The following is a 23,185-nucleotide window of genomic DNA, read 5'->3' as shown; positions in this document are numbered from 1 at the left end:
TTGACTGCCTCTGGTACAAAGAGGTGGTACAAAGATGAGCATCGCAATGGTGTCGTTGAGGCGATCCAAATCGGGCCTTTGGGCAGCCCGAAAAGTCATCCCTGCAGACGTCCGAGAAGCCTACGGCAAAAGGGAAGAGAAACGGACTTGGCCCTCGGAGCTGTCTCAAGGACAGGCAAAGGCCGAGCTGGCAGCTTGGATCACCCCCATCGAAGAGAAGATAGCATTGCTGCGCGCGGTGCACAGCGTTGCCCCTCTTACCCTGACAAAACGCCAAGCCCGATCGATTGCGGGAGAGTGGTACAAGCAAAAGGTCGCGATCTTCGAAGACGATCCCGGCGATCCCTTCGATTGGTGGTCTGCTCGGGACGAACTCGCCCCAGACGACCCCATTGAGGCAGAGGCAGGGCGCATTAAGCCGACGGGATGGCTGATCAGGGAGCGGGACCAGATATTGACGGAGAAGGGGCTTCGGTTGACCCCAGTTTCCTCCGAAAACTTATTGCAGGAAATGGGTGAGCTTTGGGTGGCGCTTTGTGACTTGATGGAACGTCGAGCGCAAGGAGACTACAGCCCAGACCCAGTAGCGCCAACTTTGCCGCCACCTGAGACGCCGTCCCCTGTCGTAAATGCGGTCGCCGCCCCTGTAGTCACCGTCACCGGTCTATTCGACGAGTATGCCCGCACGGGGGTAGCCGCGCAGCGGACCCTGAAGTCTTGGGAAAGGGTCATCTCTTCATTTGTGAGCCACCTTGGCCACGACAACGCATTGGCGGTTGCACGGGCAGATGCGCACAGCTGGTTTGATTCCTTGTTAGCGCAGGGACTCTCGGCTCGAACTGTGAGGATGACGTATCGTGCGGCCTTGGCCCGCGTGTTTCGCGTCGCGCACGATAGGGGGAGATTAGCGCATAACCCGTTTGCAAGGCTGGAGGTCATTGGTCCGAAAGCCGTCGAGACGAAGCGCAAGGAGCTCACCGACGAAGAAGCGCGGACTATCCTCAAGGCTGCCCTTGGGCCGCACTCTGAGGGCCTTAGTGAGCCCCATGCTCGTGCGCGTCGCTGGGTGCCGTGGATTTGCGCCTATACCGGCGCGCGGGTCAACGAGATCACTCAGTTGCGCGCAATGGATATCTGCCAGATCGACGGGGTTTGGTCCTTCTTCATCACCCCCGAAGCGGGGTCGGTAAAGACGCGCAAAGCCCGCGCCGTCCCAATCCATTCTCACCTAATCGACCAAGGCATACTCAAGCTCGCTAAGGCTGACGATCCCACGCCGTTGTTCTACAATCCCGCAGCCGCTCGGCGCGGCTCGTCCCTGTATCCCATGAACCAGCAGATGGGGACCAAGCTTGCCGCATGGGTACGGGAGCTAGGAGTTGTCGGGGTTCAATCGCCCAATCACGGCTGGCGTCATCGCTTTAAGAGTGTGGCGAGGAGAGTAGGGATGGACCCCGAAGCGAGAGACGCCCTGCAGGGGCACGCCCCGAAGACCGAGGGGCAGGCCTACGGGAGTTGGCCTATGGAGGCGCTTAGGGCGGAGTTGGAGAAGTTGCCAAGATACATCGTTTAAGTCGGAGTATTTGTGGTCCCGCTGCCTCTGACCGCCCCTTGGATTAATTGCACCATCGGTGCGTGATCGTAACCCGTGCTCGATTTGGAATAGCCAGTGTCGCTTGCAGCAAAAATCGCTTGAGCCGCTTGATTGAGGATTGCGTCGTGAACCGCTTCATCTCGCGTGGCGGCCAGTAGCGCCCGATATGTCCGCAGCGCACTGCTTCTATGGAAGTTTTGTACAGCATTATGCCTGTTGGCTGCATATTGTTTGGCAGTGAAGGCAACTGCCGCACCAACAGAGCCTAGGATCAGGACTTTCCCGAAAATCAGGCTTGCTACTTGGGCAGGTGTATCATTAGAACCCACCGGCAGAACCACTCCGAACGCAAAACCAAACGCGAGGAGTGTCAACACCCCGCCTAAAAGGATCGTCGCGCCCAGCCAACTATTAGCGGCGGTGCGATACGAGCGCCCCTCCGTATGGAATACCCGAGCACGCCCGCTCGCGGCTATCTTAGCTGTAGATTCCTTGGATGCGGCTTCCATTTCGCTTAGTCGCCCTAAGATACTCTCCGCCTCTTGAAGCTTCTCCTTAATCGCCCTTTCGGCGGTCCGAATATCGTCGATTGCCTTCTCTGTATCTAGCCGCTGATCATCGGCCACCATCTGCAGCATGACGAGATCTTTGATCGAATTGATCGATCGTCCCATCACTTGAAGTGCTTGAGGAGCGAGATTGTTTAGGGTGGCTGCTCGAAAAGAGATTGAAGATTCGTTAGCGAGTGCCACCAACTGCGTCAGAAGTCGTTCAGTCTCGCTAATAAGGTTTTCGAGGTCTCCGGGAGTTTGGGGAAGGATTTTCTGCCAACGTTCCGGAATTCTCTTGAGCAATGCTTTCGCCCAATCGAGGAAGACGTCGATTTTTTCACTGTAAATGTCGCCATTAGGATCGGTATTCAATGCCCTTAGAGCATCAATGTCAAAGCGGTCAGAAAGCGTTGCGACCTTCATTCGGCGCCTTTCTTCCTGAACTTGGTCTGCGATATGTTCTATGTTCATTCCGCTTGCCCCGCACCTCAGGAATCATAGTTGAATAGTCACTACATCGATTCACGCTATCGTCAACAATGGCCCAATCCAGAAAAAGATCAGACTCCCACGCGCTCAGAAAAACGATTGAGCAGATTGCGGACGCTAGACGCGTGCCATTGGCCGCCGCGTCGTGTCTGAATATGACGGGCGTTGAGTTCCCCTGCGATGGCCGCCAGTGAGGTCGCGCCCTTGGCCTGAATGTCCGTAATGATCGGCTGAAGGTCTATCGCAAACTGATCGGCGTCATGCCGCACTCGAGCGACGGCTGCCCGATTGCCGCGCTGGGCGCGCCGCAGTGCAGCAGCCCCGTTGGGATTCCCTAGCTTCACTCCGCGCGCCTTCGCTGCTTGCAATGCCGCACGAGTCCGCTCAGCGATCCGTTCGCGCTCGTCCTCATTGATCACGGCGAGCAATCCTATGGTGAGGCGATTGACGTCTGGATTGTCGGCGCAGACAAAATCAACGCCGCTGTTTCGAAGGCTCAGGGTGAACTCCGCGCTACGGCTAAGTCGGTCGAGCTTCGCTACGACCAGCTTTGCGCCAGTCCTACGGGCGTCGCCAAGGGCGGCCTCAAGTTGTGGCCGGTCATTGCGCTTGCCGCTTTCGATCTCCGTATACTCGCTCACGACGTTCCAGCCGCGCCCATCGCACAGGCGGTGAACGGCGTTACGTTGCGCTTCCAATCCAAGTCCGGAGCGACCCTGCGCTTCAGTGGAAACACGATAGTAGGCAACGACGCGGCACATTCAAACCTCCATACAAAACAGCGTAACGTCCGTTAGGCAGATTTGTATGTTGCTGGCAGCAGTTCTGCAAGAGGAGCAGCGGCAATTCATCGTGCAATGGATTCGATTGGACTCAAAGCCAACGTCGTCGCGTATATTTGCTAGTGTGGATCTCACGCGATTTGATCGGATGTAACGAGGGGGAGGGTCTATGGCACGGGACGAAGATCTGGAGCCGGTTATGCTGGCTCTCGGGAACGCGGTCTTCGCAGCCCAATGTTTTGAAATGAACCTAGGTACGACCCTTATAGCTCTCACCGTAGCAAAGGGCGACCGAACGAAGTTCCCTGACGAAGATGCAGTTTACGCGTGGCTGGCACGCGTTGATCGGCTGACTGTAGGTCAACTCGCTGGAGAGCTGAGGGCCCTCAACGTGCTTCCGGAACCGATGATCAACGATATCGGTGAAATCAACCGGAGGCGGATTGAAGTCGTTCACCATTTCGCGAACCGGTGGGTGGATGAGCTTGACGCCGTCGAAGGTCGTGTCCGCGCGATTGACGACCTGCGATCCGATGAAGTTTTATTTCTCGAGGCCGCCAGAAAGCTTCAGGAGGGCACCCACGCGCTCTCAGAAATGCGGCTCATCGGGTGAGACGCCGCAGGGCTCACCCCCCGTGGGGGAAGATGGACGATGAGCCATCCATCAATCCCCCTTCAGATTTTTTCGCCAAATATTTGGGCAGCGTTAGCGCAACCGAACTCGATAGCGTTCAAACACTTTGATGGCCAGCAAGGGGTCAAATCGAAACATGCGCAGTCCCATAAAAAGCGCGCGATCCTCGTTGGACAGGGTGCGAGCATAAGTGGCTACAGGAAATCGTGCTTCCATGGTCGCTCCTATGTTGGTGTTGATTTTGCAGGGCCATGCGCTGGGCCTACCGGGCGGACCGAGGGTGTCCGGGTGTGGCCTTTTTGGCCCCAGTCTTCCTGCGGGTTTGGGGGGTGCTTAGCGTCCCGTGTCGACAGAGGACGTAGGTCACGACCTGTCCCCGCAAAAACGGGACGCTAAGGGCACTCAGATAGTGCGCTCTAGGCGCTGGCGTTGGCGGTCCTGCCATTTCTTCAGTTCCGCTGCCTCGGGGCTGCGGCTCGTAAAGCCTTGGATGCCGTCACGGCGCAACGCTGCAGAGAACTCATCACGGCTAACGTAGCCAAACCCTTTGCGATTGAACTGGAATGAGAGCTCTTCCAGGGCGTACTCAAGCGGGACCAGCAGGGCGAAGCAGAGCGGCTGAGAGCTCCGGCGGCTTACAGGACCGATCGGGCCGATAAAGCCCAGCTTATGGGTTGCTTTGGTGATCACGCTCCACGCTTTGGGGCCTGCATCGGGACCAGCCTTAGGGGCAGTTCCCCGGGCGGCCCTCTTTCGGCAAGCCGAGGAGCAGTAGCGAGAAGAGTTGCGCGGCGAACGGTAGGTGGCTCCGCACTGGGTGCACATCCGCTCTCGGCCCGCGCTGGCCGGTTTAATCTCAATAGTTGTCATAGTCCTTTCGGTCTTTGAGGGCGTCATGGTCCGGACTGGAAAGCAAGGCCCCGCCGGGGACCATGACTAAAACCGGCGGGGCAGGGGAAATGGCGGCAGGCGGGCGTTACCAACCCGAAACGCGCTGAACTCGACCTTGGGCCTCCAGCTCACGCGCAAGCTGCGCGGCATAGTTCCTGTTGGCTTCCGCGCGATGGACAGCGGGCGCTGCCTCGTGCCGCCAACGCCGCTCATTGAGGCGTTGTTGACCAATCAGCGTGAAGCGGACGGAGCGAATGTCCTTGTCCAACGCGCGCCTTGTCTCTTCGCAACGCACGTAGCGGGGGGAGCCATCGGGGTCGAACCCAGTGATTTCGTCGCGTAGCGACGTTAGGCGCTCGATCTCCCGCTCAAGGCGTTTGATATCGGCATTGGCGCTTGCTTGAGCAGCGGATACCGCCTCTTGTTCGGGGGTTTGCTGCGGGACGCCGTTGACGACGCGGGACACGACCGAACCGTCGGCTCCAAAGGTCACGGAGTTGTAGGACTCAGAGTTCCATTTCACGCCTAAGCCGGAAGACTTTTGAACTTCGTCAAGGATTGATTGCGCTTCGCGGGCAAGTTCAGCATCGCGGGCTACATCATCAGCCGTGGGTTGGAGAGATTCGGGCAGGGGAGTTCTCATAAAGGGCTCCTATGTTGTGAGGGACTTGGGACGGGCGCGCGCATTCGAGCCGGGGGCCAGCCACTAGGGCCGGCCCCACGGCGAGCGGGAGCCCTTCACGCACCGCGCCCTCAGTTAGCGGCGTGTGAAGCTCGGGATTGGGATGGGCTCGCAGGTGAGCCGATAGATTTCGTCAAAACAGGGGCTGCCAAAGGGGCTGCCACATCACGTTAGGGGATAGGCACAAACGACCGCAGGGTACGCAAGGCCTGTTCTCGGCTTTCCCGAGGTATCTGGGACCACATCTGCATCAGCGCAGTTACGTCGCGCGGTGGGCTATCCAAAATAGCCCCTGCAGTGGTGCCGAGATGTCGTGATAGCCGCACGAGCCATTGGTGAGTGAGACTCCGTTTACCGCTTTCGAGGTAGCCGATCATGTTTGGGCTCGTCCCCACAAGCGTTGCAAGCTGCTCTTGGGTCAGGCCGCTGTGCTCACGCCATTCGCGCAAGTAGTTCAGAGGCGCGCCTTGGGCCGAAACGGTGGAGGGCTCGCTGCAAATGAGTTGGTCAGGTGTGCATCGGTATACGGTGGCGAGAGCTTCAAGGATTCTGCGACTGTAGGGCTGCTTCCCGTTTTCAAGACGGGACAAGCTTGCGGCAGTTTGAGGGAGTTTAGGGTCTCCGACCTCAATGAGCTTACGCACAACCTGACTTTGGGTAAGGCCGCGCTTCTGTCGCCAATCCTTCAATCGAGTATCGCTCAAGTGGCCTCCGTCTGTGATAACCGCTCGCCCAAGGTCATGAGGGCGGTTGTACCGAAAGAGGCGACCAACCAAGTCATTGGAATCTAACTTGATATCCTCGTTTTACCGTGCTACCCTTATTCAATCCTTAGGAATATGCCTAGAGAACATTCTTAGAGAAGCTTCCTAGGATATTCCCTTAGAGCATACCTGTTTAAGGGATATATAGATCAAGGAATATACACCTTTAGGTCGTTCCTAAGGAGTCTGCTTAGGGCTGGCCTATGGCGGATCAGGGACGCTCAGCGTGTTTTGGTTCCTTCCAAGCCGTGATCGGTGGCCTACATGTTGTGGTCGGAGCGTGAGCTAAGCTGAAGCGTGTTTCTTGCTAAGAGGGAACTTTAATGATCCCCCAATGATTTCAAATGCTTACGCAGGGCCATTGCATTTGGCTACACGTGCTCCTCCGGCACAAGATATTGTGGTCAGCGAGGGCTCGCCGTCCTAATCGCGCCTCATTGCTGAGCGGCGTCGCTGTGTTGTGCCGCAAGATCTCATTTGAACCATTTTAGACAGACTGGTCATACCCCAAATCTGACGCTTCCGTGCTAGATGGCAACTTTAGTGATCCTCCTGTGAAAGGGATCCCCCTTCGTCGTCAACTTGGCGTTGCCCGTGGTACAAAGACAAGGTACAAAGGCTTCAGAATGAGGCAGTCAAAGTCCGAGTAAAACTGCGATATTTTAGATCTCGCTGGAGTCTTCAATCCTCTCCAGCAGCACCATTTTCCGTCAGATGCGTGCGGCGAGCAGCCAGTCGTGGAACAGCTTTACCGCCGGCTGGCGCAGCGCGCGCGGGCGGCAGACGAACCAATAGCTGTACGGGCTGTCGACGTCGAAATCGAACAGGCGGACGAGGCGCGGGTCGTGCGCGTCGTCGAAGTGATGGCCGTGCATGAAGGCGACCCCGATCCCCTGCGCCGCGGCTTCGAGCATCAGCGGCCCCGAATCGAAAAAGTCGATTCCGGCAGGCTCGAGATAGGGCATGCCGATCGCCTTTTTCCATTCGCTGAAGGTTTCGGGCATCTCGCGATGGAGCAGGATGGTCAATCGCTGCAACTGTTCGGGAACCGCGATCACCCGGTCGCCGTCGGTCAGCGTTCTGGAGGCGATAGGGAACACTTTGTCCTGGTCGAGCCGCGCGGCATAGAGCGCGGGGTCGATCGAACGCGCGAGCGCGATGGCGACGTCGATGCCGTCGCCGAGCCGCGCCTCGGCGTGCGACATGGTGTCGATATCGATATGAAGCTCGGGATGCTCGCGCCTTAGTTCGGGCAGGCGCGGGAAGAGCCGCTGCTGCGCGAACAGCGGCAGCACGTTGAGGTGCAGGCGCAGCGACGCGTCAGGGCTGCCGACGCGGGCGATCGCGGCGCGCAATTCGTCGAGGATCGGCGACAGCTGATCCTGCAACTCGCGCCCGGTCTCGGTCAGCTTGAGCCCGTGATGATGGCGGTTGAACAGCGGCCGGCCGACGGCATGTTCGAGCGTCTGGATGCGGCGCGACAGCGCGGGCATCGACAGGCCGAGCTCGCTCGCGGCAGCTTTCACCGTGCCGTGGCGGGCGACCTCGAGGAAGGCCTCCATGCTGCTCAGGGGAGGAAGGCGTGGCATAAGTATCTCTGCCTAATGATGACATGGGGCGCGGTGACAAGCCAGAATTATTGTGCACTGCGGCATAAATTGGCGCTTGGTGTGGGGTCGCATTTCGGGAACCCGCTTCCTATCTTCCGCATTCTGACCTTTTTGCGGGAGAAACGGCGTGGCCGAAGCAGCGGTAAAAGAGAAGACCGTCAAACTGCAGGTCGCGAATGCGCGCGCCGAGGAAAGCGGCGGCGGCATCGCGCGCATTCCACGCTCGGCGATGGCCGAACTCGGCGTTACCGAAGGTGACGTCATCCAGATCAGCGGCAAGCGGCAGACCGCCTCGCGCGTCGTTGCGCCCTATAGCGAAGACGAAGGGCTCGAGGTCGTCCGCCTCGACGGACTCCAGCGGGCCAATGCGGGCGCCGGCGCGGGTGATATGGTCACGCTGAGCCGCGTCGAAACGCGCCCAGCGACGCGCGTCGTCTTTGCCCCCGCGCAGGAGAATCTCCGCCTCCAGGGGTCGGCGCTCGCGCTCAAGCGCAGCTTTTTCGGGCGGCCACTCGTCGCGGGCGATACGGTAGCGACAGCGGGGCAGCAGCGGCTTCCCGCGGGCGACATGCCGCCGCAGCTCCGCCAGATGCTCAACGCGCCAGCCTATGCGCTTGCCGAGGTGCGGCTGATCGTCGTGTCGGCCGTGCCGAAGGGCGTCGTCTTCATCGACGAGAATACCGAAGTCGAACTGCTCGCCGAATATCAGGAACCGCACGATGCGCGGCGCACCGACGTCACCTATGACGATCTTGGCGGGCTTGGCGAGACGATCGACCAGCTGCGCGAGATGGTTGAGTTGCCGCTGCGCTATCCCGAGTTGTTCCGCCGCCTCGGCGTCGACCCGCCGCGCGGCGTGCTGCTCCACGGCCCGCCGGGAACGGGCAAGACGCGCCTCGCGCGCGCCGTCGCGAACGAGAGCGAAGCGCAATTCTTCCTGATCAACGGGCCGGAGATCATGGGCAGCGCCTATGGCGAGTCCGAGAAGCGGCTGCGCGACATTTTCGAGGCGGCGGCGAAGGCCGCGCCCTCGATCCTCTTCATCGACGAGATTGATTCGATCGCGCCGAAGCGCGGGCAGGTGACGGGCGAGGCCGAGAAGCGCCTTGTCGCGCAGCTCCTTACGTTGATGGACGGGCTCGAGCCGCGAACCAATCTGGTTGTTATTGCGGCCACAAACCGTCCCGATGCGGTCGACGAGGCGTTGCGCCGTCCGGGCCGCTTCGACCGCGAGATCGTCATCGGCGTTCCCGACGAGAGCGGGCGGCGCGAGATATTGGGCATCCACACGCGCGGCATGCCGCTCGCCGACGATGTCGACCTCGCCGAGCTCTCCCGTACGACCTTCGGCTTTGTCGGCGCCGATATGGCGGCACTGACGCGTGAGGCGGCGATCGAGGCGGTGCGCCGCATCATGCCGAAGATCAACCTCGAGGAAGGCACGATTCCGCCCGAGGTTCTCGACGAGGTGCGCGTGACGCGCGACGATTTTCTGGGGGCTTTGAAGCGCGTCCAGCCGTCGGCGATGCGCGAGGTGATGGTGCAGGCGCCCAAGACGCGGTGGAGCGACATCGGCGGGCTCGATGCGGCGCGCGAGAAGCTGATCGAGGGAATCGAGCTGCCGCTCAAAAATCCTGAGGCCTTCCGGAGACTGGGTATCCGTCCCGCCAAGGGCTTCCTGCTCTATGGTCCGCCGGGAACCGGCAAGACCTTGCTCGCCAAGGCGGCGGCGCGCGAATCCGATGCCAATTTCATCGCGATCAAATCGTCGGACCTCTTGTCGAAATGGTATGGCGAGAGCGAGCAGCAGATCGCGCGGCTGTTCGCGCGTGCGCGCGCCGTCGCGCCGACGATTGTGTTCATCGACGAACTCGACAGCCTTGTCCCCGCGCGCGGCAGCGGCACGTCGGGCGAGCCGCAGGTCACCGAGCGCGTCGTCAACACGATCCTCGCCGAGATGGACGGGATCGAGGAGATGCAGTCGGTCGTCGTCATCGGCGCGACCAATCGCCCGAATCTCATCGATCCGGCGCTGCTGCGTCCGGGTCGGCTTGACGAGCTCATCTATGTGTCGGTCCCCGATGCCGAAGGGCGCAGGCGCATCCTCGAAATTCATACGAAACGGATGCCGCTCGCCGACGATGTCGACCTAGACGCGCTCGCGAAGCGCGCCGACCGCTTCACCGGCGCCGACCTCGAGGATCTGGTGCGCAGGGCCGGGCTTGCCGCGCTCAAGCGGTCGCTCGACAGCGACCTCGTGACGATGGACGACTTCGACGCGGCGATGAAGGACACGCGCGCCTCGGTGACCGAGGCGATGGAGCGCGACTATGAAAAAATCCAGGGCGAGATCAAGCAGAATGCCATGAGCGTCGATCCGATCGGTTTCTTCGCGCCCGGGATGCTCAAGCCCGTGCGCGATTCAAAACATGGCGAGGATCCGAAGGCTTAGCGCCGGGCGTCGGCAGGGGGAGGTGCGTCGGTGCGCAGCGCCGACCACCCCCACAGCAGGAGGATCGCGCAGAATCCGGCCATCAGTCCGTATGCGACCATCGCGTGCCAATTGTAGAGCAGCACGCCGATCGCCGGCGAGACGATATAGGCCGACCCGTTGATCGACGCGGTCATGCCCGCGACCGCGCCCTGGTCGCGGCGCGGTACCGCGAGCGACGCGCCCGCGGTAAAGCCCGGGCGAAAGAGGCCGAAACCGAGCGAGGCGAGCGCAAAGCCGATGATGATCGCGTGCAGCCCCTCGGCAAGCCCCGTCATCAGCGTCCCGGCCGCGCCGAGCGCCGCGCCGACGAGCACCGCGGTGCGCGGCGTCAGCTTGAGCAGCGGGATGAGCCCCCATTGCGCGAGCAAGGTCGCAAAGGCACCCGCCATCATCACGATGCCGGTCATCGCCGCGCCTTCGTCGGGGTCGCTGCGCAGCGCGAGCCGGTCGAGGATCAGGAAGCCGATGACGCCGAGCATCATCGCCTGTGCCTGTCCGCCGAGCAGTCCGGCAACGAGCCACGGCCGTGGGCGGCGGTCCGACCAGCGGAGCGGCGGCTGGGGGTCGGCGCCCTCGGCTTCCTCGCCTTCCTCGTCGTCGCTGCGTGACGTGTCCGAAAGGCCCGCGGTGGGGTAGGGCGCGATTGCCCCGCGCGCGGCGAAGCGCGGCGTATCGCTCGGAAGCCGCCAGCGCAGCATCACGAGCACGAAAATCCCGATCAGCGCGAAGACGAGCAGCGGCCCCGACAGGCCGACAAAGGGCAGGATGAAGAAGGGCGCAACCGCAGGACCAATCACGGTGCCGAGCCCGAAGGAGGAGGAGACGAGCGACAGCGCCTGCGTGCGCTCCTCGGGATCGGTGCGCGCCGCGACATAGGCCTGCACCGCCGGCGGGGCGGCCGAGCCGAGCGCGCCGTACAGGCTGCGGAACAGCGCGAAGAGAAGGAAGGTCGCCCCCGCGGCGAGCCAGCCCGACAGCCCGGCCCACAGGATCAGCCCGCACAGTGCCATCGACGAGAGAAATCCGGTGATGCCGAGCGCCATCAGTGCCTTGCGTCCGCGCTTGTCCGACTGGCGCGCCCAATGCGGGGCGGTCAGCACCCAGAGCAGCGCCGACCAGCTGAAGGCGAGGCTGACCCAGACATCGGGGATATGGAGCTTGGCGCCGATCGCGGGGAGGATCGATTGCATCGCGGTATTGCCTGCCGCCGCGACCAGCATGATCGCGAACAGCACCGCCATGCGGTAGGCAGGGATCGCGCGCGATAATGTCGCCATGTCGCGCTCCTCCTCTTCGTGCGCCGCGCGCCCTCCCTACAACGGCGCGCCCGTCTGTCCACCGCGAAACGTGACTCTTTCCTTGCGCTTGCCCGCCGCATTTGCCACGCTTTTGGGAACGCCAACAACGCGAAAGCCATCATGACCAATCCGCGGGCGCAGGCCCAAGCATCGAAAGTCGCGCTGTCCCGCCGGATGCGCGAGCGGCTCAGACGGTTTTTCGGACCGTGGGGCATGTTCGTGAAAGGCTTTATCAAGCATCCGGTGATGGTCGGCTCGATCGTGCCTTCGTCCCCGACCCTGATCCGCCACATGCTGCGCCCCGTCGACTGGAAACGGACGAAGCTCTTCGTAGAATATGGCCCGGGCGTCGGCACTTTCTGCCGCCCGATCCTCGAGCATCTGCCGGGCGACGCGACGCTGATCGCGATCGATACCAACGAGGATTTCATCGACTATCTGCGCAAGGATATCCGCGACAGCCGCTTCATCGCGGTCAACGGGTCGGCGGCCGATGTCGAGGCGATCATCGCGGCGCACGGGTTCGATCATGCCGATTATGTCGTCTCGGGCCTGCCCTTTTCGACGCTTCCCGCGGGTGTCGGTCCTGCGATCGCCGCAGCGACGCACCGCGTGCTGCGTCCCGGCGGCGCTTTCCTCGTCTATCAATTTCGTGCCCGCGCGCGCGATTATCTCGCGCGCCATTTCGAGCGCATCGACAACGCGTTCGAATGGGTCAATGTGCCGCCCTGCTACCTCTTTTGGGGCTGGAAAGACTAGGATTCACTCGACATCGAGGTCGGGTTCAGCGAGCCCGAAGTTGAGCCGCCGCGACACGGTATAATCGACCGCGCCGACAACGAACCATGCAAGCGTCCAGCGCAGCCGGGTGAGCCACGAAGCGCTCGCCTTATGGCCTTCGCGCGTCACGACGCGCGATTCGGGCTGCATCCGCGCGACGAAATCGCGCATCGTTGCGGCGAAACCGGCGTCGGCGATGCGCAACATCGCCTCGACATTGACGAACAGGCTGCGGACGTCGAAATTGGCGGTCCCGATATAGACGACATCGTCGATGACGATCAGCTTCATATGCAGGCGGCATGGCCGATATTCCCACACTTCGGCGCGCTTGCGGAGCAAATAGCCGTAGAGCAGGCGCGAGGCGCCGATCGTCGCCGCATTGTCGGACTTGCCCGCCATGACGAAGCGCGCACGCCCGCGCGCCGCGACGCGGCCGAGCCGGCGGAGCATGCCTTGCCCCGGCGAGAAATAGGCCATCACCATGTCGACCGTACGCGCGGCGTCGAGGTCGCGGCGCACCGCCCGCGCCCAGGGCGACAGCCGCTGCGTCGGGCCGCCGACGAGCCACTCGACCGGCGTATCGTCGACGGGCCATTCGCGGATTATGCGCCGGAGCATCAGCAACTTGCCGTCATGGTTCACCGTATAGTCGTGGACCGCGTCGAACCACCGTGCAATCCGCGCCACCGCCGGTCCACGAACCGAAAGGCCGAGATCGAACCAGCACCGGCTGTCATGCTCCGACAGATAGGCATCGGCGATATTGAAGCCGCCCGTGAGTGCGACCTCTTCGTCGACGAGTATGAGCTTCTGGTGATTGCGGACCAGATAGCTTGAGCGCCAGCGGCGCGAAAAGAAGGTCACGCTTCCCCCCGCTTCGCGCAGCGGCGCAAAAACATGGTCCGACAGGTCGGCGGAGCCGAAGCTGTCGATGATCATCCGCACGCGCACACCGCGCCGGGCGGCGGCAACGAGCGCGTCCAGAACGCGCGTGCCTGCGCCGTCGGCCTCGAAAATATACATGATGATGGCGATGCTGCGCGTCGCGCCCGCCAGCATCGCGAGCAGGCGTTCGCGCCGCACATCGCCGTCGACGATGACCTCGAGGTCGTGCCCTGCCACCTTTGCGCTTATCACCTCGGTCTCGCTGGCGGGGCGGAGGGGGTCGGTCATGCGCTGCTCATAGGCTGCGCGCGCCGCCTGCCGCAAGCCGGGGGTTCGATTGACATTGGCGCCCCTCCCTGCTAGCGCGCAGCGCTTGCCGCCACGCCTCTGGCTGGCCTCTCCTCAATCCAAGGAATTATCATGGCCCGCGTTACCGTCGAAGATTGTGTCGACAAGGTTCCCAACCGTTTTGACCTGGTTCTGCTGTCGGCGCACCGCGCCCGCGAAATCTCGGGTGGTTCGGAACTGACGGTCGACCGCGACCGCGACAAGAATCCGGTCGTCGCGCTGCGCGAAATCGCCGAGCAGACGATTCGTCCTGCCGAACTTCAGGACACGCTCGTCGGGTCGATGCAGAAGGTGGTCGTCGACGATGACGATACTCCCGACGAAATCAGCTCGATCTCGCGTTCGGCCGAGGCGCTCCGCCTGACCGCGGCGGCTCCGCCGCGCAGCCCCGCGGGCGGCGGGGGCGATTTCGACTGATCGTCGAAGCCGAGCAACAATCGCCAAGGGGGCCGCGGGAAACCGCGGCCCTTCTTGTTTCAGACGAGATGCGCCAGTCGCGCGATCCGAATGGTGTTCGACGCCAGCAACGGCGCGACGATCGTTGCCATCCGTGCGGCGCGTGGCGAACCGGCCTCGATATTGAACAGGCTGTTGGCGATGACGTCGGCGATCTGCACGCCTTCGGACCGGCGGCTGTCGGCAAGCGAGGCCTTGCCCCATCCCGCAAGCCCTTTCTGGATCGTCGCGCGCACGCGTTCGAGGATCGCCGGGTCGTAGCGCCCGTCGTCGATCACGACGTCGGTGCAGACACCGCCGGTCTCGGGGAGCCAGCTTGCGATCGCGAGGTCGAGCAGCGCGGCATAGATCGCAAGATCGGTTGGCGGCGCGCCGCCGCTTTCCGCTTCGAGTTCGCTGCGCCGCGCCACTGCGACCCATGCGCGGCCACCTGCGCGGTCGAAGAGTTCGAGCAGATAGGCGCGTTCGGTGAGGCTGATCCGGCTGCCCTTGAGCTCGCCGCGCAGCCCGGTCACCGCGCGAAAGCGTTCGTGGATCGCCGCGGCCGTCTCGGGGGTCAGCATTACGGCGGCAAAGGTCATGGCCCCCGCGTTGAACCCGCCCGATTCGTCGCAATAGATTGTCATTGACCCGCGATCATTGCGCGGCGGGACAGGGGTAACGCTTTTTCATCAGCGCCTCGAATGCCGAATAGACGCTGACCGAGCGTCGCGCCGCGGGCGGATAGCTGCGCAGATGCCCCAGCCATTCCTCGGGCGTCAGCGAACCCGATTCGGGCGGGCAGCTCGTCGTCGGGCGTCCGGCGCGCCGCTGCGCGTCGATCCGCGTCTTGTAACGATGGCCTGCGGCGATGACCTCATTCTTCAGCCGCACGCCATCGGGCGTGGCGATGGCGAGCGGGCCGAGCCGGGAGATCGAGTCGGCGCGCGCGAGAAAGGCGGCGATGCTCATGTCGCCGGGGGTCATCGCGGTAAGCGTGACGCCCGCGCCGAGGGCAAGGAGGGCCGAAGCCATGCGCGCCTTGGTTGGCGCGATCATGCCGTCAGCCGGTTGCTACGCCGCCCCCTCATGCGCCCCGCTGCTTCAATCAGGCGCCCTGCGGATTGGCGCCGCCAAAGGGGCGCGGCTTGCGTTTGATCTGCGGGAGCGAACCGGCGTGGCCCTTGATCGGCGTTCCCGAACGGTCGCCATCGCTTTCGCGGCCGATGTCTTCGCCCTTGATCGCGCGCTTGGCTTCCTCGCCCGACAGCGTTTCATATTCGAGCAGCGAGGCGGCGAGCAGGTGCAGTTGGTCGATATTGTCGGTGAGCACCTTGCGCGCGGTCTTTTCGCCTTCCTCGACGAGGCGGCGGACCTCGGCGTCGATCAGCTTTGCCGTTTCCTCCGACATATTCTGCGCGCGCGACACGCTGTGGCCCAGGAATACCTCGTCCTGATTGTCGCGGTAGCGCAGCCAGCCGAGCTTTTCGGACATGCCATATTCCATGACCATCGAGCGCGCCATGTCGGTCGCCTGCTGGATGTCGTTCGATGCGCCGGTGTTGAGTTCGTCCTTGCCATAGATCAGCTGCTCGGCGATGCGGCCGCCGAAGCACAGCGCGAGCCGCGCCTTCATCTGCTTCATATTGGTCGAATAGCGGTCGCGTTCGGGGAGGTTCCACGTCACGCCGAGCGCGCGACCGCGCGGGATGATCGTGACCTTGTGCAACGGGTCGTTGCCTTCGACGTGGAGCGAGACGAGCGCATGGCCCGCTTCGTGATAGGCGGTGGCCTTCTTCTCGTCCTCGGTCATCACCATCGAGCGCCGCTCGGCGCCCATCATGACCTTGTCCTTGGCTTCCTCGAACTCGTTCGAGGCGATCAGGCGCTTGCCCCGGCGCGCCGCGAGCAGCGCCGCCTCGTTGCAGAGGTTGGCAAGGTCGGCGCCCGAAAAGCCCGGCGTGCCGCGCGCGACGCGGCGCAGATCGACGTCGGGCGCGAGCGGCTTCTTGCGCGTATGCACCTCGAGAATCTTCTGGCGACCCTCGATGTCGGGGCGCGGGACGACGACTTGCCGGTCGAAGCGGCCGGGGCGCAGCAACGCAGGGTCGAGCACGTCGGGGCGGTTTGTCGCGGCGACGATGATGATGCCCTCGTTCGCCTCGAACCCGTCCATTTCGACGAGGAGCTGGTTGAGCGTCTGTTCGCGCTCGTCATTGCCGTTGCCAAGGCCTGCGCCGCGGTGGCGGCCCACAGCGTCGATTTCGTCGATGAAGACGATGCACGGCGCGTTGCGCTTCGCCTGTTCGAACATGTCGCGGACACGGCTGGCGCCGACGCCGACGAACATTTCGACAAAGTCCGAGCCCGAAATGGTGAAGAAGGGAACGCCCGCTTCGCCCGCGATAGCGCGCGCGAGAAGCGTCTTGCCGGTACCGGGCGAGCCGACGAGCAGCGCGCCTTTCGGGATCTGGCCGCCGAGCTTCGAGAATTTGGTCGGGTCCTTCAGAAACTCGACGATTTCCTCTAGCTCTTCGCGCGCTTCGTCAATGCCTGCGACATCGTCGAAGGTCACGCGGCCCTGCTTTTCGGTGAGCATCTTCGCGCGCGATTTGCCAAAGCCCATCGCGCCCGAGCCATTATTCTTCTGAACCTGCCGGAAAACGAAGAAGGCGATGCCGAGAATCAGGATGAAGGGCAGCGACTGGAGCAGGAAATACATCCAGATATTGCCGGTTTCCGCAGCCTTGCCGTCATATTTGACGTCGTGGGTGTTGAGTAGCTTGAGCAGTTCGGGATCGCGCACGACATTGGCGGTGAAGCGCTCGCCTCCGGTAAGCTCGCCCGTGACGCGATCATCGGAAAGAACGACTTCCTTGACCGCGCCCTCTTCGACCTTCTGGCGGAACTCTGAATAGGCGAGCGTCTCGCCCACAGGCTGCGAGGCGCCGCCGAAGACCGATGCGACCATGAGCATGGCGAGCAAAATGCCCGTCCAGATCATCACGCTCTTCATCCAGGGGTTGCCCTGCGGTTCCTTGTCGTCCTGCATCGGAATCTTTCCAAACGCGCGCGAAATGCGCGCTCCTACCTGCACAAGATAGGATAATCGGGTTAAATGACAATGAGGCAATCAGCCCTTTTTCGGGGGTGTCCGGCGCGGCGCCGCCGAAATGCGCCAGATCGTGCCTTCGAGCCCGCGGACGGTGTCGATCAGCAGGCTCCCGATCATCGCGCGTCGGCCATCGCGCATCGCGGCGATCACGCCATCGAGCGTCGCGCCGCGGATCGACAGATGCGGCGCGTGCGCGTGCAGGCGGGCGCTGACAATGCGGCGGAAAATCTCGGGCGGATAGCCATCGTCGCGGATGACCGCGACGTCGGAGGCGTCGGGCCATGATGCCATCAGCCGCTCGGCCGCCCAGTCGAGCGCGTCATCGGCCTCGGCAAGCCATTCGGCCGAACGGGCGGCAGCCTCGGCATCGAGCGCTGACTGCGATTTCAACGCCTGACGCAGCCGCGCGCGGTCGAAGCGATTATCGCTGTTCGACGGATCGTCGACAAAGGGCAGGTCGTGGTCGAGCGCGAGGTCCAGAAGTTGCGCGCGGCGCCAGCGCAGAAGCGGGCGCAGGATCGTGCCGTTGCGCGCGCGGATCGCCGCCAGCCCGCCGACCCCGCTGCTGCGGTTGAGCCGCATGACCATCGTTTCGAGCTGGTCGTCGGCATGATGCGCGGTCGCGATGAAATCGACCTTGTGCGCGACGCGCCATGTTTCGAGCAGCCGGTAACGCTGCGCGCGTGCCGCAGCCTGGAGCGAGCCGCGGATCGGTTCGGGCGGGACCAGAATGGCGTGGGGGATATGCTCGCGCGCGCAAAATCCGGCGACCATGCGCGCCTCGTCGTCCGATCCCTTGCGAAGGCCGTGATCGACCGTTGCTGCCCGAACCTGACCGGGAAGCAAGCTCGCCATCAGCCAGAGCAACGCCATGCTGTCGGGACCGCCCGAAACGGCGATCCCATAGTCGCGTCGATGCCAGTCGGAGCCGACGAGCGCGGACAGATCGAGCGCGAAGCGCTCGATCGCCGCGTCGGCCTCAGCAGCCGGCTTTTGCTTTTGCGGCGGCTGCATCGCTGCGGACATCCTGCGGGGCCTTGTCGCCATAGACGTCGTCGAGCTCGCGGAACGCCTTGCACGCATCGGCCTTGCGGCCGAGCTTGTCGAGCGCGATGCCCATGTACATCAGGCTGTGCGGCGCGCGCGCGCCGTTCGGCCGATCCTTGTAATTGTTATAGAAGGCCACCGCGGCAAGGCTGGGCTTCCCTTCGTCGAGATAGGCGCGGCCAAGCAGATTTTGCGCATAGCTTGCCAGATTGTGGCTCGGCCATTTGCTCACCACCTGTTTGAGCTGCGCCTGCGCCTCGGGATAGAGTTTGGCGTTCCAGAGCCGGTAGCCATAATTATAGCTGTCCTCGACCTCATTCCCGCTCGCCGGGATTTCGACCTGCTTGACGAGCGCGAGACGTGCAGCGTCCGGGCTCGCGGGTTTCCTGGCCGGAGCGGTGGTTGCCGTGCTGCTGGTTGCCGTCGTCGCGGTTGCGGCGGGCTTGGGTGTCGCGGTGGGCACCAGGGCCAGGCTGGCCGGCGTCGCTGTGGTGTCAGGGCTCGCCAGCCGCTTGTCGATGTCGGCCTTATAGGCGGCGAATGCCTTTTCGAGTTCGCGAAGCTGGAAGGCATTTTGTTCGGTCTGCCCGGTGAGTGACTGGAGCTGCGCTTCGAGCGCGTCGACGCGCGCGGTAAGGTCGATGACCGGCGCGTTGGCACGGGCGCGCTCGCCCGGCGTGTTGTCGGGTGCGATCTCGCCTTCGAAAAAGGTCGGGCTGCCGCCGGGAAACACCGTGCGTTGCACCGCGCGCATTTCCTTCTCCAGCCGCTCGACGCGCTTGTCGAGCCCTGCCTGCTGTGCCCCCGCACCCGGTGCGATCGTGGCGAGCGCAATGGCACTAGCCCCCGCGACAATCAGTCTGTTCTTCATCATTTGCCGTTGGCCCCTAGCCATTAACCATATTGAGAATGTTTCCTAACGCCGCAATCGGCGTCAGTGCAAACCAAAATCAGTCCAGAATCGACGGCAGGCGCGCGCGATCCGACGTTCAGCCGACGTCAGCCGGGGCGACGTTGCGTTCCTGCCGCGTCGCCGCTGGCGGAGCCGCCGCTGCGCGTAAGAAGGTCCGCCGGCTTGAGCGAGACGCCCTTTACGAGCGTATCGGCAGGGCCGATCGCCCCGACATCGCGCCCGCCGACCGTGACTTTCAGCGCTTGCGGAATGCTCGTGCGCAGCGTGAACTGTTCGATATAGGCGGGCGGAACCTCATAGGTCTCGCCCGGGTCGAGCGTGCGCCAGTTTTCTGTCTTGCCCTCTGCATCGTCGAAACCGATCCAGACTTCCGAAAGTCCGGTCAGCACGACCGGGGCATCGGGGGCGACATTGGCGCCGTTGGGGGCCGCGGCCTTTTCGACCGACGGCACGGCAGCGGGGGCTTCGGATGCATCGGCATCGCGGTTCTGCGCAGCGATCAGCGCTTCGTCGGGTTCGACCGACAGGAAGCGCCAGACGCCATAGGCCGAGGCAAGAAGCGCTGCGACGATGACGACGGTCCAGACGAGGCGCGGCGTCGGCAGGCGCGCCGGGTCGGTCGGCTCATAGGCCTCATAGGCCGGGCGCGCGCCATAGTCGTCGTCTTCGAGCTCCTGACGGACCGACGCACCGATCTCGGCTTCGGGAAGGTCGACGGCGCGGGCGTAGGCGCGCGCGAAGCCGGTCACATAGGTGCGGCCGGGAAGTTCGGAAAAATCGGATTTCTCGAGAGCGGCGAGGTGGCGCTGCGTGATGCGGGTGCGCGTCGCGACGTCGGCGAGCGAAAGCCCCGCCGCTTCGCGTGCCAGCCGAAGCCGGTCGCCCGTGCGCGTGATCGCCAGTTCGCCTTGGGTGGCGACCTCTTCCTCATCCATTGCTGTCTCCGTGACGATCGACTGCAACCCGGTTCGACCGCTTTACTGTTCATCGCATCGACGGCGCGCGAAAGTCAAATGGAGTTCGGTCGACGGCAGGCCGAATGGACGAAGATTTCGGCCTGTCTGAAAATGTTTAGCCGAAATCTGTCAGACTAAAGCACATATTTGCTGAGGTCCGTGTCGCCCACGACATCGGCGAGTTGTTTGTCGACATAGGCGGCGTCGATTTCGAGCGTCGTGCCTGCCATGTCCTCGGCGGTGAAACTCACCTCTTCGACGAGCCGCTCCATCATCGTCTGCAGGCGGCGGGCGCCGATATTCTCGACCTTTTCATTCACCTCGGCGGCGAGGTTCGCCACACGCGCAATCGCCTCGCGCGTGAAGCTCAAGGTCACGCCCTCGGTCGCGATCAGCGCCGAATATTGTTCGGGGAGGCCTGCCTTGGTCTCGGTCAGGATGCGTTCGAAATCCTTCTCGCTGAGCGCGCCGAGTTCGACGCGGATCGGCAGGCGGCCCTGGAGTTCGGGGAGCAGGTCGGAAGGCTTGGCGACGTGGAAGGCGCCGCTCGCGATGAACAGCACATGGTCGGTCTTCATCGGCCCATATTTGGTCGCGACCGTCGTGCCCTCGATCAGCGGCAAGAGGTCGCGCTGGACGCCCTCGCGGCTCACCGATCCGCCGCGCACGTCGCTCACCGCAATCTTGTCGATCTCGTCGAGAAAGACGATCCCGTTTGCCTCGGCATCGCCGAGCGCGACGCGCGCAACATCGTCCTGGTCGAGGCGCTTGTCCTGCTCTTCCTCGAGCAACCGCGTCCACGCTTCCATCGCTTTCATGCGGCGGCGCTTCTTGGGGCCGCCGCCAAGCGCCTTGCCGAGCATGTCGGAGAGGTTGATCATCCCGACCTGCCCCGGCTGGCCTGGTAACTCGAACGGCATCGACGGCGTATCGGTCACTTCGATCTCGACGTCGCTGTCGGCCAGATGGCCGTCGCGAAAGCGCTGGCGAAAGCTTTCGCGCGTCGCCTCGCTCGCGCCCTTGCCGGTGAGCGCATCGAGCAGCCGGTCCATCGCGGCTTCCTCGGCGGCACCGCGCACCGCCTCGCGGCGGCGGTCGCGTTCGAGCCGCACCGCTTCCTCGACAAGGTCGCGCGCAATCTGTTCGACGTCGCGGCCGACATAGCCGACCTCGGTAAATTTGGTTGCCTCGACCTTGATGAAGGGCGCGTCGGCAAGTTTGGCGAGGCGCCGCGAAATCTCGGTCTTGCCGCAGCCGGTGGGGCCGATCATCAGGATGTTCTTGGGACTTACCTCGTCGCGCAAGTCGGGGCCGAGCTGCTGGCGGCGCCAGCGATTGCGCAGCGCGACCGCGACGGCGCGCTTTGCGGCGTCCTGTCCGATGATATGCGTGTCGAGCGCGGCGACGATCGCCTTCGGGGTCAGATCCTTGTTCATGCTTTTCAGGCCTGGATTTCGATGAGTTCTTGGGTGAACTGGTCGTTGGTATAGACGCAGATGTCGGCGGCGACTTCCATCGCCTTGCGCGCGAGGACGGCGGGGTCCTTCTCATATTCGGCGAGTGCGCGCGCTGCCGAGAGCGCGAAGTTTCCGCCCGATCCGATCGCCGCGATTCCGCCCATGGGTTCGAGTACATCGCCGTTGCCGGTGATGACGAGCGTCACCTCCTTGTCTGCGACGATCATCATCGCCTCGAGGTTGCGCAGATATTTGTCGGTGCGCCAGTCCTTGGCGAGTTCGACCGCAGCACGCAGCAACTGGCCATTGTGGCGCTCGAGCTTGGCCTCGAGACGCTCGAAAAGCGTGAAGGCATCGGCGGTCGCACCCGCAAAGCCGCCGATCACGCTGCCATCGTGGAGGCGGCGTACCTTTTTGGCATTGGGCTTCATCACCGTCTGGCCCATCGACACCTGCCCGTCGCCGATCACGACGACCTTGTCGGCGTTGCGGGCGGAAAGGATGGTGGTTCCGTGCCAGGGCGCGGCACTCTGCGCATGAGGGTCGGTCATGCGGCGGGATATGGGCGATGGGCGCGGGCGCCGCAAGGGGAGGGGTCTGCGAAGCGCGTCAGGCGGCCCAGGCGAGCAGGGCGCGCGCGCCTTTTCGGAGGTCGAGAAGGTTGGGGTCGTCGAACTGGGCAGCTTGTCCGACCAGGATCGAAACCTCCGCGACGCGGCAATCGCCTGCCAGCGGTAGCAAGGTCATCATTCCCTTGGCGTTCGCGACCGTGGCGGGGTCGAATGGCGCCACCAGATGATGCAGGTGAAAATAGGGACCGCGCACGAGCTCGCTGGCGGCATTGGGATCGATACTGCAGTCGCGTTCATCGCGCGTCGGCGACAGATGGGCCACTTCGAGTGCTTCGTCCAAATGCAGCGGACGCTCGCGCCCATAATCATAGAGGCGATAGGTGGTGTCGCAATTTTGCTGGACCTCGACGATCGTCAGGCCCGCGCCGATGGCGTGAATCGTACCGGCCGGATTGTAGATGAAATCATCGACATGGGCGCGTCGCCAGTCGATCATGTCCATGATCGATCCGTCGAGCGCGGCTGCTCTCAACGCCTCGTGATCGGTGTTCCGGTTCAGGCCGACGCCAATTCGCGCATCGTCATCGCCCGTGACGACAAGCCAGCATTCGTCTTTGCCGCATGGCGCCCCTGTTCGCCGCGCGACCTTGTCGTCGGGATGAACCTGGATCGACAGCCGTTCGCTCGTGAACAGAAACTTCAACAGCGGCGAGCGCGTATCGTCGGGTGGCGGCAGGAACCAGATCTCGCCAATCCGTCCATCGCCAAGATCGCCGAAGTCCTTCCCCGGATGCCTGCGGCCCCAGGGCTTCTCGACGATGCGCCGTTCGAGCAGCCGGAAGCCGGCCTTGCCGTTTCGGAACGCGTTCGAGGGGGCATACATGG

Annotated in this window: 22 protein-coding genes; 5 read left to right on the top strand and 17 right to left on the bottom strand. The window is 63.2% G+C overall.

Going from position 1 to position 23,185, the window contains the following annotated elements:
* Nucleotides 1–34: 34 nt before the first annotated feature.
* Nucleotides 35–1,573 carry a tyrosine-type recombinase/integrase gene (locus H7692_RS05700; RefSeq protein WP_227339901.1) on the top strand — a complete coding sequence of 513 codons (1,539 nt, stop codon included), beginning with the start codon at nucleotides 35–37 and terminating at the stop codon, nucleotides 1,571–1,573.
* Here the strand turns inward: H7692_RS05700 and H7692_RS05695 are convergent.
* Nucleotides 1,570–2,616 (bottom strand): hypothetical protein, encoded by a 1,047-nt coding sequence (locus tag H7692_RS05695; protein WP_227339900.1) that lies wholly within the window; start codon nucleotides 2,614–2,616, stop codon nucleotides 1,570–1,572. The genes H7692_RS05700 and H7692_RS05695 overlap by 4 nt on opposite strands.
* An 89-nt stretch (nucleotides 2,617–2,705) precedes the next feature.
* A complete protein-coding gene (locus tag H7692_RS05690; protein WP_227339899.1) occupies nucleotides 2,706–3,395 on the bottom strand; it encodes a recombinase family protein in 690 nt (229 codons plus the stop codon).
* Nucleotides 3,396–3,585: 190 nt separating this feature from the next.
* Here H7692_RS05690 and H7692_RS05685 point away from each other — a divergent pair, with 190 nt between their 5' ends.
* Nucleotides 3,586–4,029 (top strand): hypothetical protein, encoded by a 444-nt coding sequence (locus H7692_RS05685; protein WP_227339898.1) that lies wholly within the window; start codon nucleotides 3,586–3,588, stop codon nucleotides 4,027–4,029.
* A gap of 423 nt (nucleotides 4,030–4,452) precedes the next feature.
* Here the strand turns inward: H7692_RS05685 and H7692_RS05680 are convergent, their stop codons facing one another.
* The 4 genes from H7692_RS05680 to H7692_RS05665 all read right to left on the bottom strand — a co-directional run bounded on the left by H7692_RS05680 (nucleotide 4,453) and on the right by H7692_RS05665 (nucleotide 7,976).
* On the bottom strand, nucleotides 4,453–4,740 hold the full coding sequence (locus tag H7692_RS05680; RefSeq protein WP_227339897.1) for a hypothetical protein: 288 nt from the start codon (nucleotides 4,738–4,740) through the stop codon (nucleotides 4,453–4,455).
* A gap of 286 nt (nucleotides 4,741–5,026) precedes the next feature.
* Nucleotides 5,027–5,584 (bottom strand): hypothetical protein, encoded by a 558-nt coding sequence (locus H7692_RS05675; protein ID WP_227339896.1) that lies wholly within the window; start codon nucleotides 5,582–5,584, stop codon nucleotides 5,027–5,029.
* Nucleotides 5,585–5,793: 209 nt separating this feature from the next.
* Nucleotides 5,794–6,312 carry a helix-turn-helix transcriptional regulator gene (locus tag H7692_RS15205; RefSeq protein WP_227340044.1) on the bottom strand — a complete coding sequence of 173 codons (519 nt, stop codon included), beginning with the start codon at nucleotides 6,310–6,312 and terminating at the stop codon, nucleotides 5,794–5,796.
* 785 nt (nucleotides 6,313–7,097) lie between these two features.
* Nucleotides 7,098–7,976, bottom strand: a complete 879-nt coding sequence (locus H7692_RS05665; RefSeq protein ID WP_201926649.1) for a LysR substrate-binding domain-containing protein — start codon at nucleotides 7,974–7,976, stop codon at nucleotides 7,098–7,100.
* A 148-nt stretch (nucleotides 7,977–8,124) separates the two neighbouring features.
* Between H7692_RS05665 and H7692_RS05660 the strand changes: the two genes are divergently transcribed.
* Nucleotides 8,125–10,449, top strand: coding sequence for a CDC48 family AAA ATPase (locus tag H7692_RS05660; protein WP_222135679.1), 2,325 nt, complete (start codon nucleotides 8,125–8,127; stop codon nucleotides 10,447–10,449).
* On the opposite strand, the gene H7692_RS05655 is transcribed toward H7692_RS05660, so the two are convergent.
* Nucleotides 10,446–11,768: an MFS transporter gene (locus tag H7692_RS05655; protein WP_227339895.1), complete on the bottom strand. Its 1,323-nt coding sequence runs from the start codon at nucleotides 11,766–11,768 to the stop codon at nucleotides 10,446–10,448. The genes H7692_RS05660 and H7692_RS05655 overlap by 4 nt on opposite strands.
* A gap of 141 nt (nucleotides 11,769–11,909) precedes the next feature.
* Here H7692_RS05655 and H7692_RS05650 point away from each other — a divergent pair, with 141 nt between their 5' ends.
* Nucleotides 11,910–12,548: a class I SAM-dependent methyltransferase gene (locus tag H7692_RS05650; protein WP_201926643.1), complete on the top strand. Its 639-nt coding sequence runs from the start codon at nucleotides 11,910–11,912 to the stop codon at nucleotides 12,546–12,548.
* Nucleotides 12,549–12,551: 3 nt separating this feature from the next.
* Here the strand turns inward: H7692_RS05650 and H7692_RS05645 are convergent, their stop codons facing one another.
* Entirely contained in the window at nucleotides 12,552–13,745 is a 1,194-nt protein-coding gene (locus tag H7692_RS05645; protein WP_201926640.1) for a phospholipase D-like domain-containing protein, read from the bottom strand.
* 132 nt (nucleotides 13,746–13,877) lie between these two features.
* Here H7692_RS05645 and rpoZ point away from each other — a divergent pair, with 132 nt between their 5' ends.
* Nucleotides 13,878–14,222: a DNA-directed RNA polymerase subunit omega gene (rpoZ, locus tag H7692_RS05640; RefSeq protein WP_201926638.1), complete on the top strand. Its 345-nt coding sequence runs from the start codon at nucleotides 13,878–13,880 to the stop codon at nucleotides 14,220–14,222.
* Between the two features lie 59 nt (nucleotides 14,223–14,281).
* On the opposite strand, the gene H7692_RS05635 is transcribed toward rpoZ, so the two are convergent.
* From H7692_RS05635 to H7692_RS05595, 9 genes are all read right to left on the bottom strand, one after another.
* Nucleotides 14,282–14,887: a DUF3800 domain-containing protein gene (locus H7692_RS05635; protein WP_201926636.1), complete on the bottom strand. Its 606-nt coding sequence runs from the start codon at nucleotides 14,885–14,887 to the stop codon at nucleotides 14,282–14,284.
* Between the two features lie 10 nt (nucleotides 14,888–14,897).
* On the bottom strand, nucleotides 14,898–15,275 hold the full coding sequence (locus H7692_RS05630; RefSeq protein ID WP_227339894.1) for a hypothetical protein: 378 nt from the start codon (nucleotides 15,273–15,275) through the stop codon (nucleotides 14,898–14,900).
* A gap of 73 nt (nucleotides 15,276–15,348) precedes the next feature.
* Nucleotides 15,349–17,292: an ATP-dependent zinc metalloprotease FtsH gene (gene ftsH / locus H7692_RS05625; RefSeq protein WP_201926632.1), complete on the bottom strand. Its 1,944-nt coding sequence runs from the start codon at nucleotides 17,290–17,292 to the stop codon at nucleotides 15,349–15,351.
* 81 nt (nucleotides 17,293–17,373) lie between these two features.
* Nucleotides 17,374–18,381, bottom strand: coding sequence for a tRNA lysidine(34) synthetase TilS (tilS, locus tag H7692_RS05620; RefSeq protein ID WP_227339893.1), 1,008 nt, complete (start codon nucleotides 18,379–18,381; stop codon nucleotides 17,374–17,376).
* Nucleotides 18,335–19,276 (bottom strand): YbgF trimerization domain-containing protein, encoded by a 942-nt coding sequence (locus tag H7692_RS05615; RefSeq protein WP_227339892.1) that lies wholly within the window; start codon nucleotides 19,274–19,276, stop codon nucleotides 18,335–18,337. The genes tilS and H7692_RS05615 overlap by 47 nt, the downstream gene beginning before the upstream one ends.
* 125 nt (nucleotides 19,277–19,401) lie before the next feature.
* Nucleotides 19,402–20,250, bottom strand: coding sequence for a helix-turn-helix domain-containing protein (locus H7692_RS05610; protein ID WP_227339891.1), 849 nt, complete (start codon nucleotides 20,248–20,250; stop codon nucleotides 19,402–19,404).
* A gap of 155 nt (nucleotides 20,251–20,405) precedes the next feature.
* Nucleotides 20,406–21,707, bottom strand: coding sequence for an ATP-dependent protease ATPase subunit HslU (gene hslU / locus H7692_RS05605; protein WP_201926625.1), 1,302 nt, complete (start codon nucleotides 21,705–21,707; stop codon nucleotides 20,406–20,408).
* A gap of 5 nt (nucleotides 21,708–21,712) precedes the next feature.
* Nucleotides 21,713–22,279 (bottom strand): ATP-dependent protease subunit HslV, encoded by a 567-nt coding sequence (hslV, locus tag H7692_RS05600; RefSeq protein ID WP_201926623.1) that lies wholly within the window; start codon nucleotides 22,277–22,279, stop codon nucleotides 21,713–21,715.
* Nucleotides 22,280–22,337: 58 nt separating this feature from the next.
* Nucleotides 22,338–23,183 carry a class I mannose-6-phosphate isomerase gene (locus tag H7692_RS05595; RefSeq protein ID WP_227339890.1) on the bottom strand — a complete coding sequence of 282 codons (846 nt, stop codon included), beginning with the start codon at nucleotides 23,181–23,183 and terminating at the stop codon, nucleotides 22,338–22,340.
* Between the last annotated feature and the right edge of the window lie 2 nt (nucleotides 23,184–23,185).

Origin of the sequence: Sphingopyxis sp. P8 (assembly GCF_020622175.1) — a bacterium.
GTDB lineage: Bacteria > Pseudomonadota > Alphaproteobacteria > Sphingomonadales > Sphingomonadaceae > Sphingopyxis > Sphingopyxis jiangsuensis.
This window is presented reverse-complemented; position numbering and strand designations above follow the sequence as displayed.

Coding starts and splice junctions, on each gene's coding strand:
- H7692_RS05700 (WP_227339901.1), top strand. CDS start 35: ATGAGCATCGCAATGGTGTCGTTGAGGCGATCCAAATCGGGCCTTTGG.
- H7692_RS05695 (WP_227339900.1), bottom strand. CDS start 2,616: ATGAACATAGAACATATCGCAGACCAAGTTCAGGAAGAAAGGCGCCGA.
- H7692_RS05690 (WP_227339899.1), bottom strand. CDS start 3,395: ATGTGCCGCGTCGTTGCCTACTATCGTGTTTCCACTGAAGCGCAGGGT.
- H7692_RS05685 (WP_227339898.1), top strand. CDS start 3,586: ATGGCACGGGACGAAGATCTGGAGCCGGTTATGCTGGCTCTCGGGAAC.
- H7692_RS05675 (WP_227339896.1), bottom strand. CDS start 5,584: ATGAGAACTCCCCTGCCCGAATCTCTCCAACCCACGGCTGATGATGTA.
- H7692_RS05665 (WP_201926649.1), bottom strand. CDS start 7,976: ATGCCACGCCTTCCTCCCCTGAGCAGCATGGAGGCCTTCCTCGAGGTC.
- H7692_RS05655 (WP_227339895.1), bottom strand. CDS start 11,768: ATGGCGACATTATCGCGCGCGATCCCTGCCTACCGCATGGCGGTGCTG.
- H7692_RS05650 (WP_201926643.1), top strand. CDS start 11,910: ATGACCAATCCGCGGGCGCAGGCCCAAGCATCGAAAGTCGCGCTGTCC.
- H7692_RS05645 (WP_201926640.1), bottom strand. CDS start 13,745: ATGACCGACCCCCTCCGCCCCGCCAGCGAGACCGAGGTGATAAGCGCA.
- rpoZ (WP_201926638.1), top strand. CDS start 13,878: ATGGCCCGCGTTACCGTCGAAGATTGTGTCGACAAGGTTCCCAACCGT.
- H7692_RS05635 (WP_201926636.1), bottom strand. CDS start 14,887: ATGACAATCTATTGCGACGAATCGGGCGGGTTCAACGCGGGGGCCATG.
- H7692_RS05630 (WP_227339894.1), bottom strand. CDS start 15,275: ATGGCTTCGGCCCTCCTTGCCCTCGGCGCGGGCGTCACGCTTACCGCG.
- ftsH (WP_201926632.1), bottom strand. CDS start 17,292: ATGCAGGACGACAAGGAACCGCAGGGCAACCCCTGGATGAAGAGCGTG.
- tilS (WP_227339893.1), bottom strand. CDS start 18,381: ATGTCCGCAGCGATGCAGCCGCCGCAAAAGCAAAAGCCGGCTGCTGAG.
- H7692_RS05615 (WP_227339892.1), bottom strand. CDS start 19,276: ATGATGAAGAACAGACTGATTGTCGCGGGGGCTAGTGCCATTGCGCTC.
- H7692_RS05610 (WP_227339891.1), bottom strand. CDS start 20,250: ATGGATGAGGAAGAGGTCGCCACCCAAGGCGAACTGGCGATCACGCGC.
- hslU (WP_201926625.1), bottom strand. CDS start 21,707: ATGAACAAGGATCTGACCCCGAAGGCGATCGTCGCCGCGCTCGACACG.
- hslV (WP_201926623.1), bottom strand. CDS start 22,279: ATGACCGACCCTCATGCGCAGAGTGCCGCGCCCTGGCACGGAACCACC.
- H7692_RS05595 (WP_227339890.1), bottom strand. CDS start 23,183: ATGTATGCCCCCTCGAACGCGTTCCGAAACGGCAAGGCCGGCTTCCGG.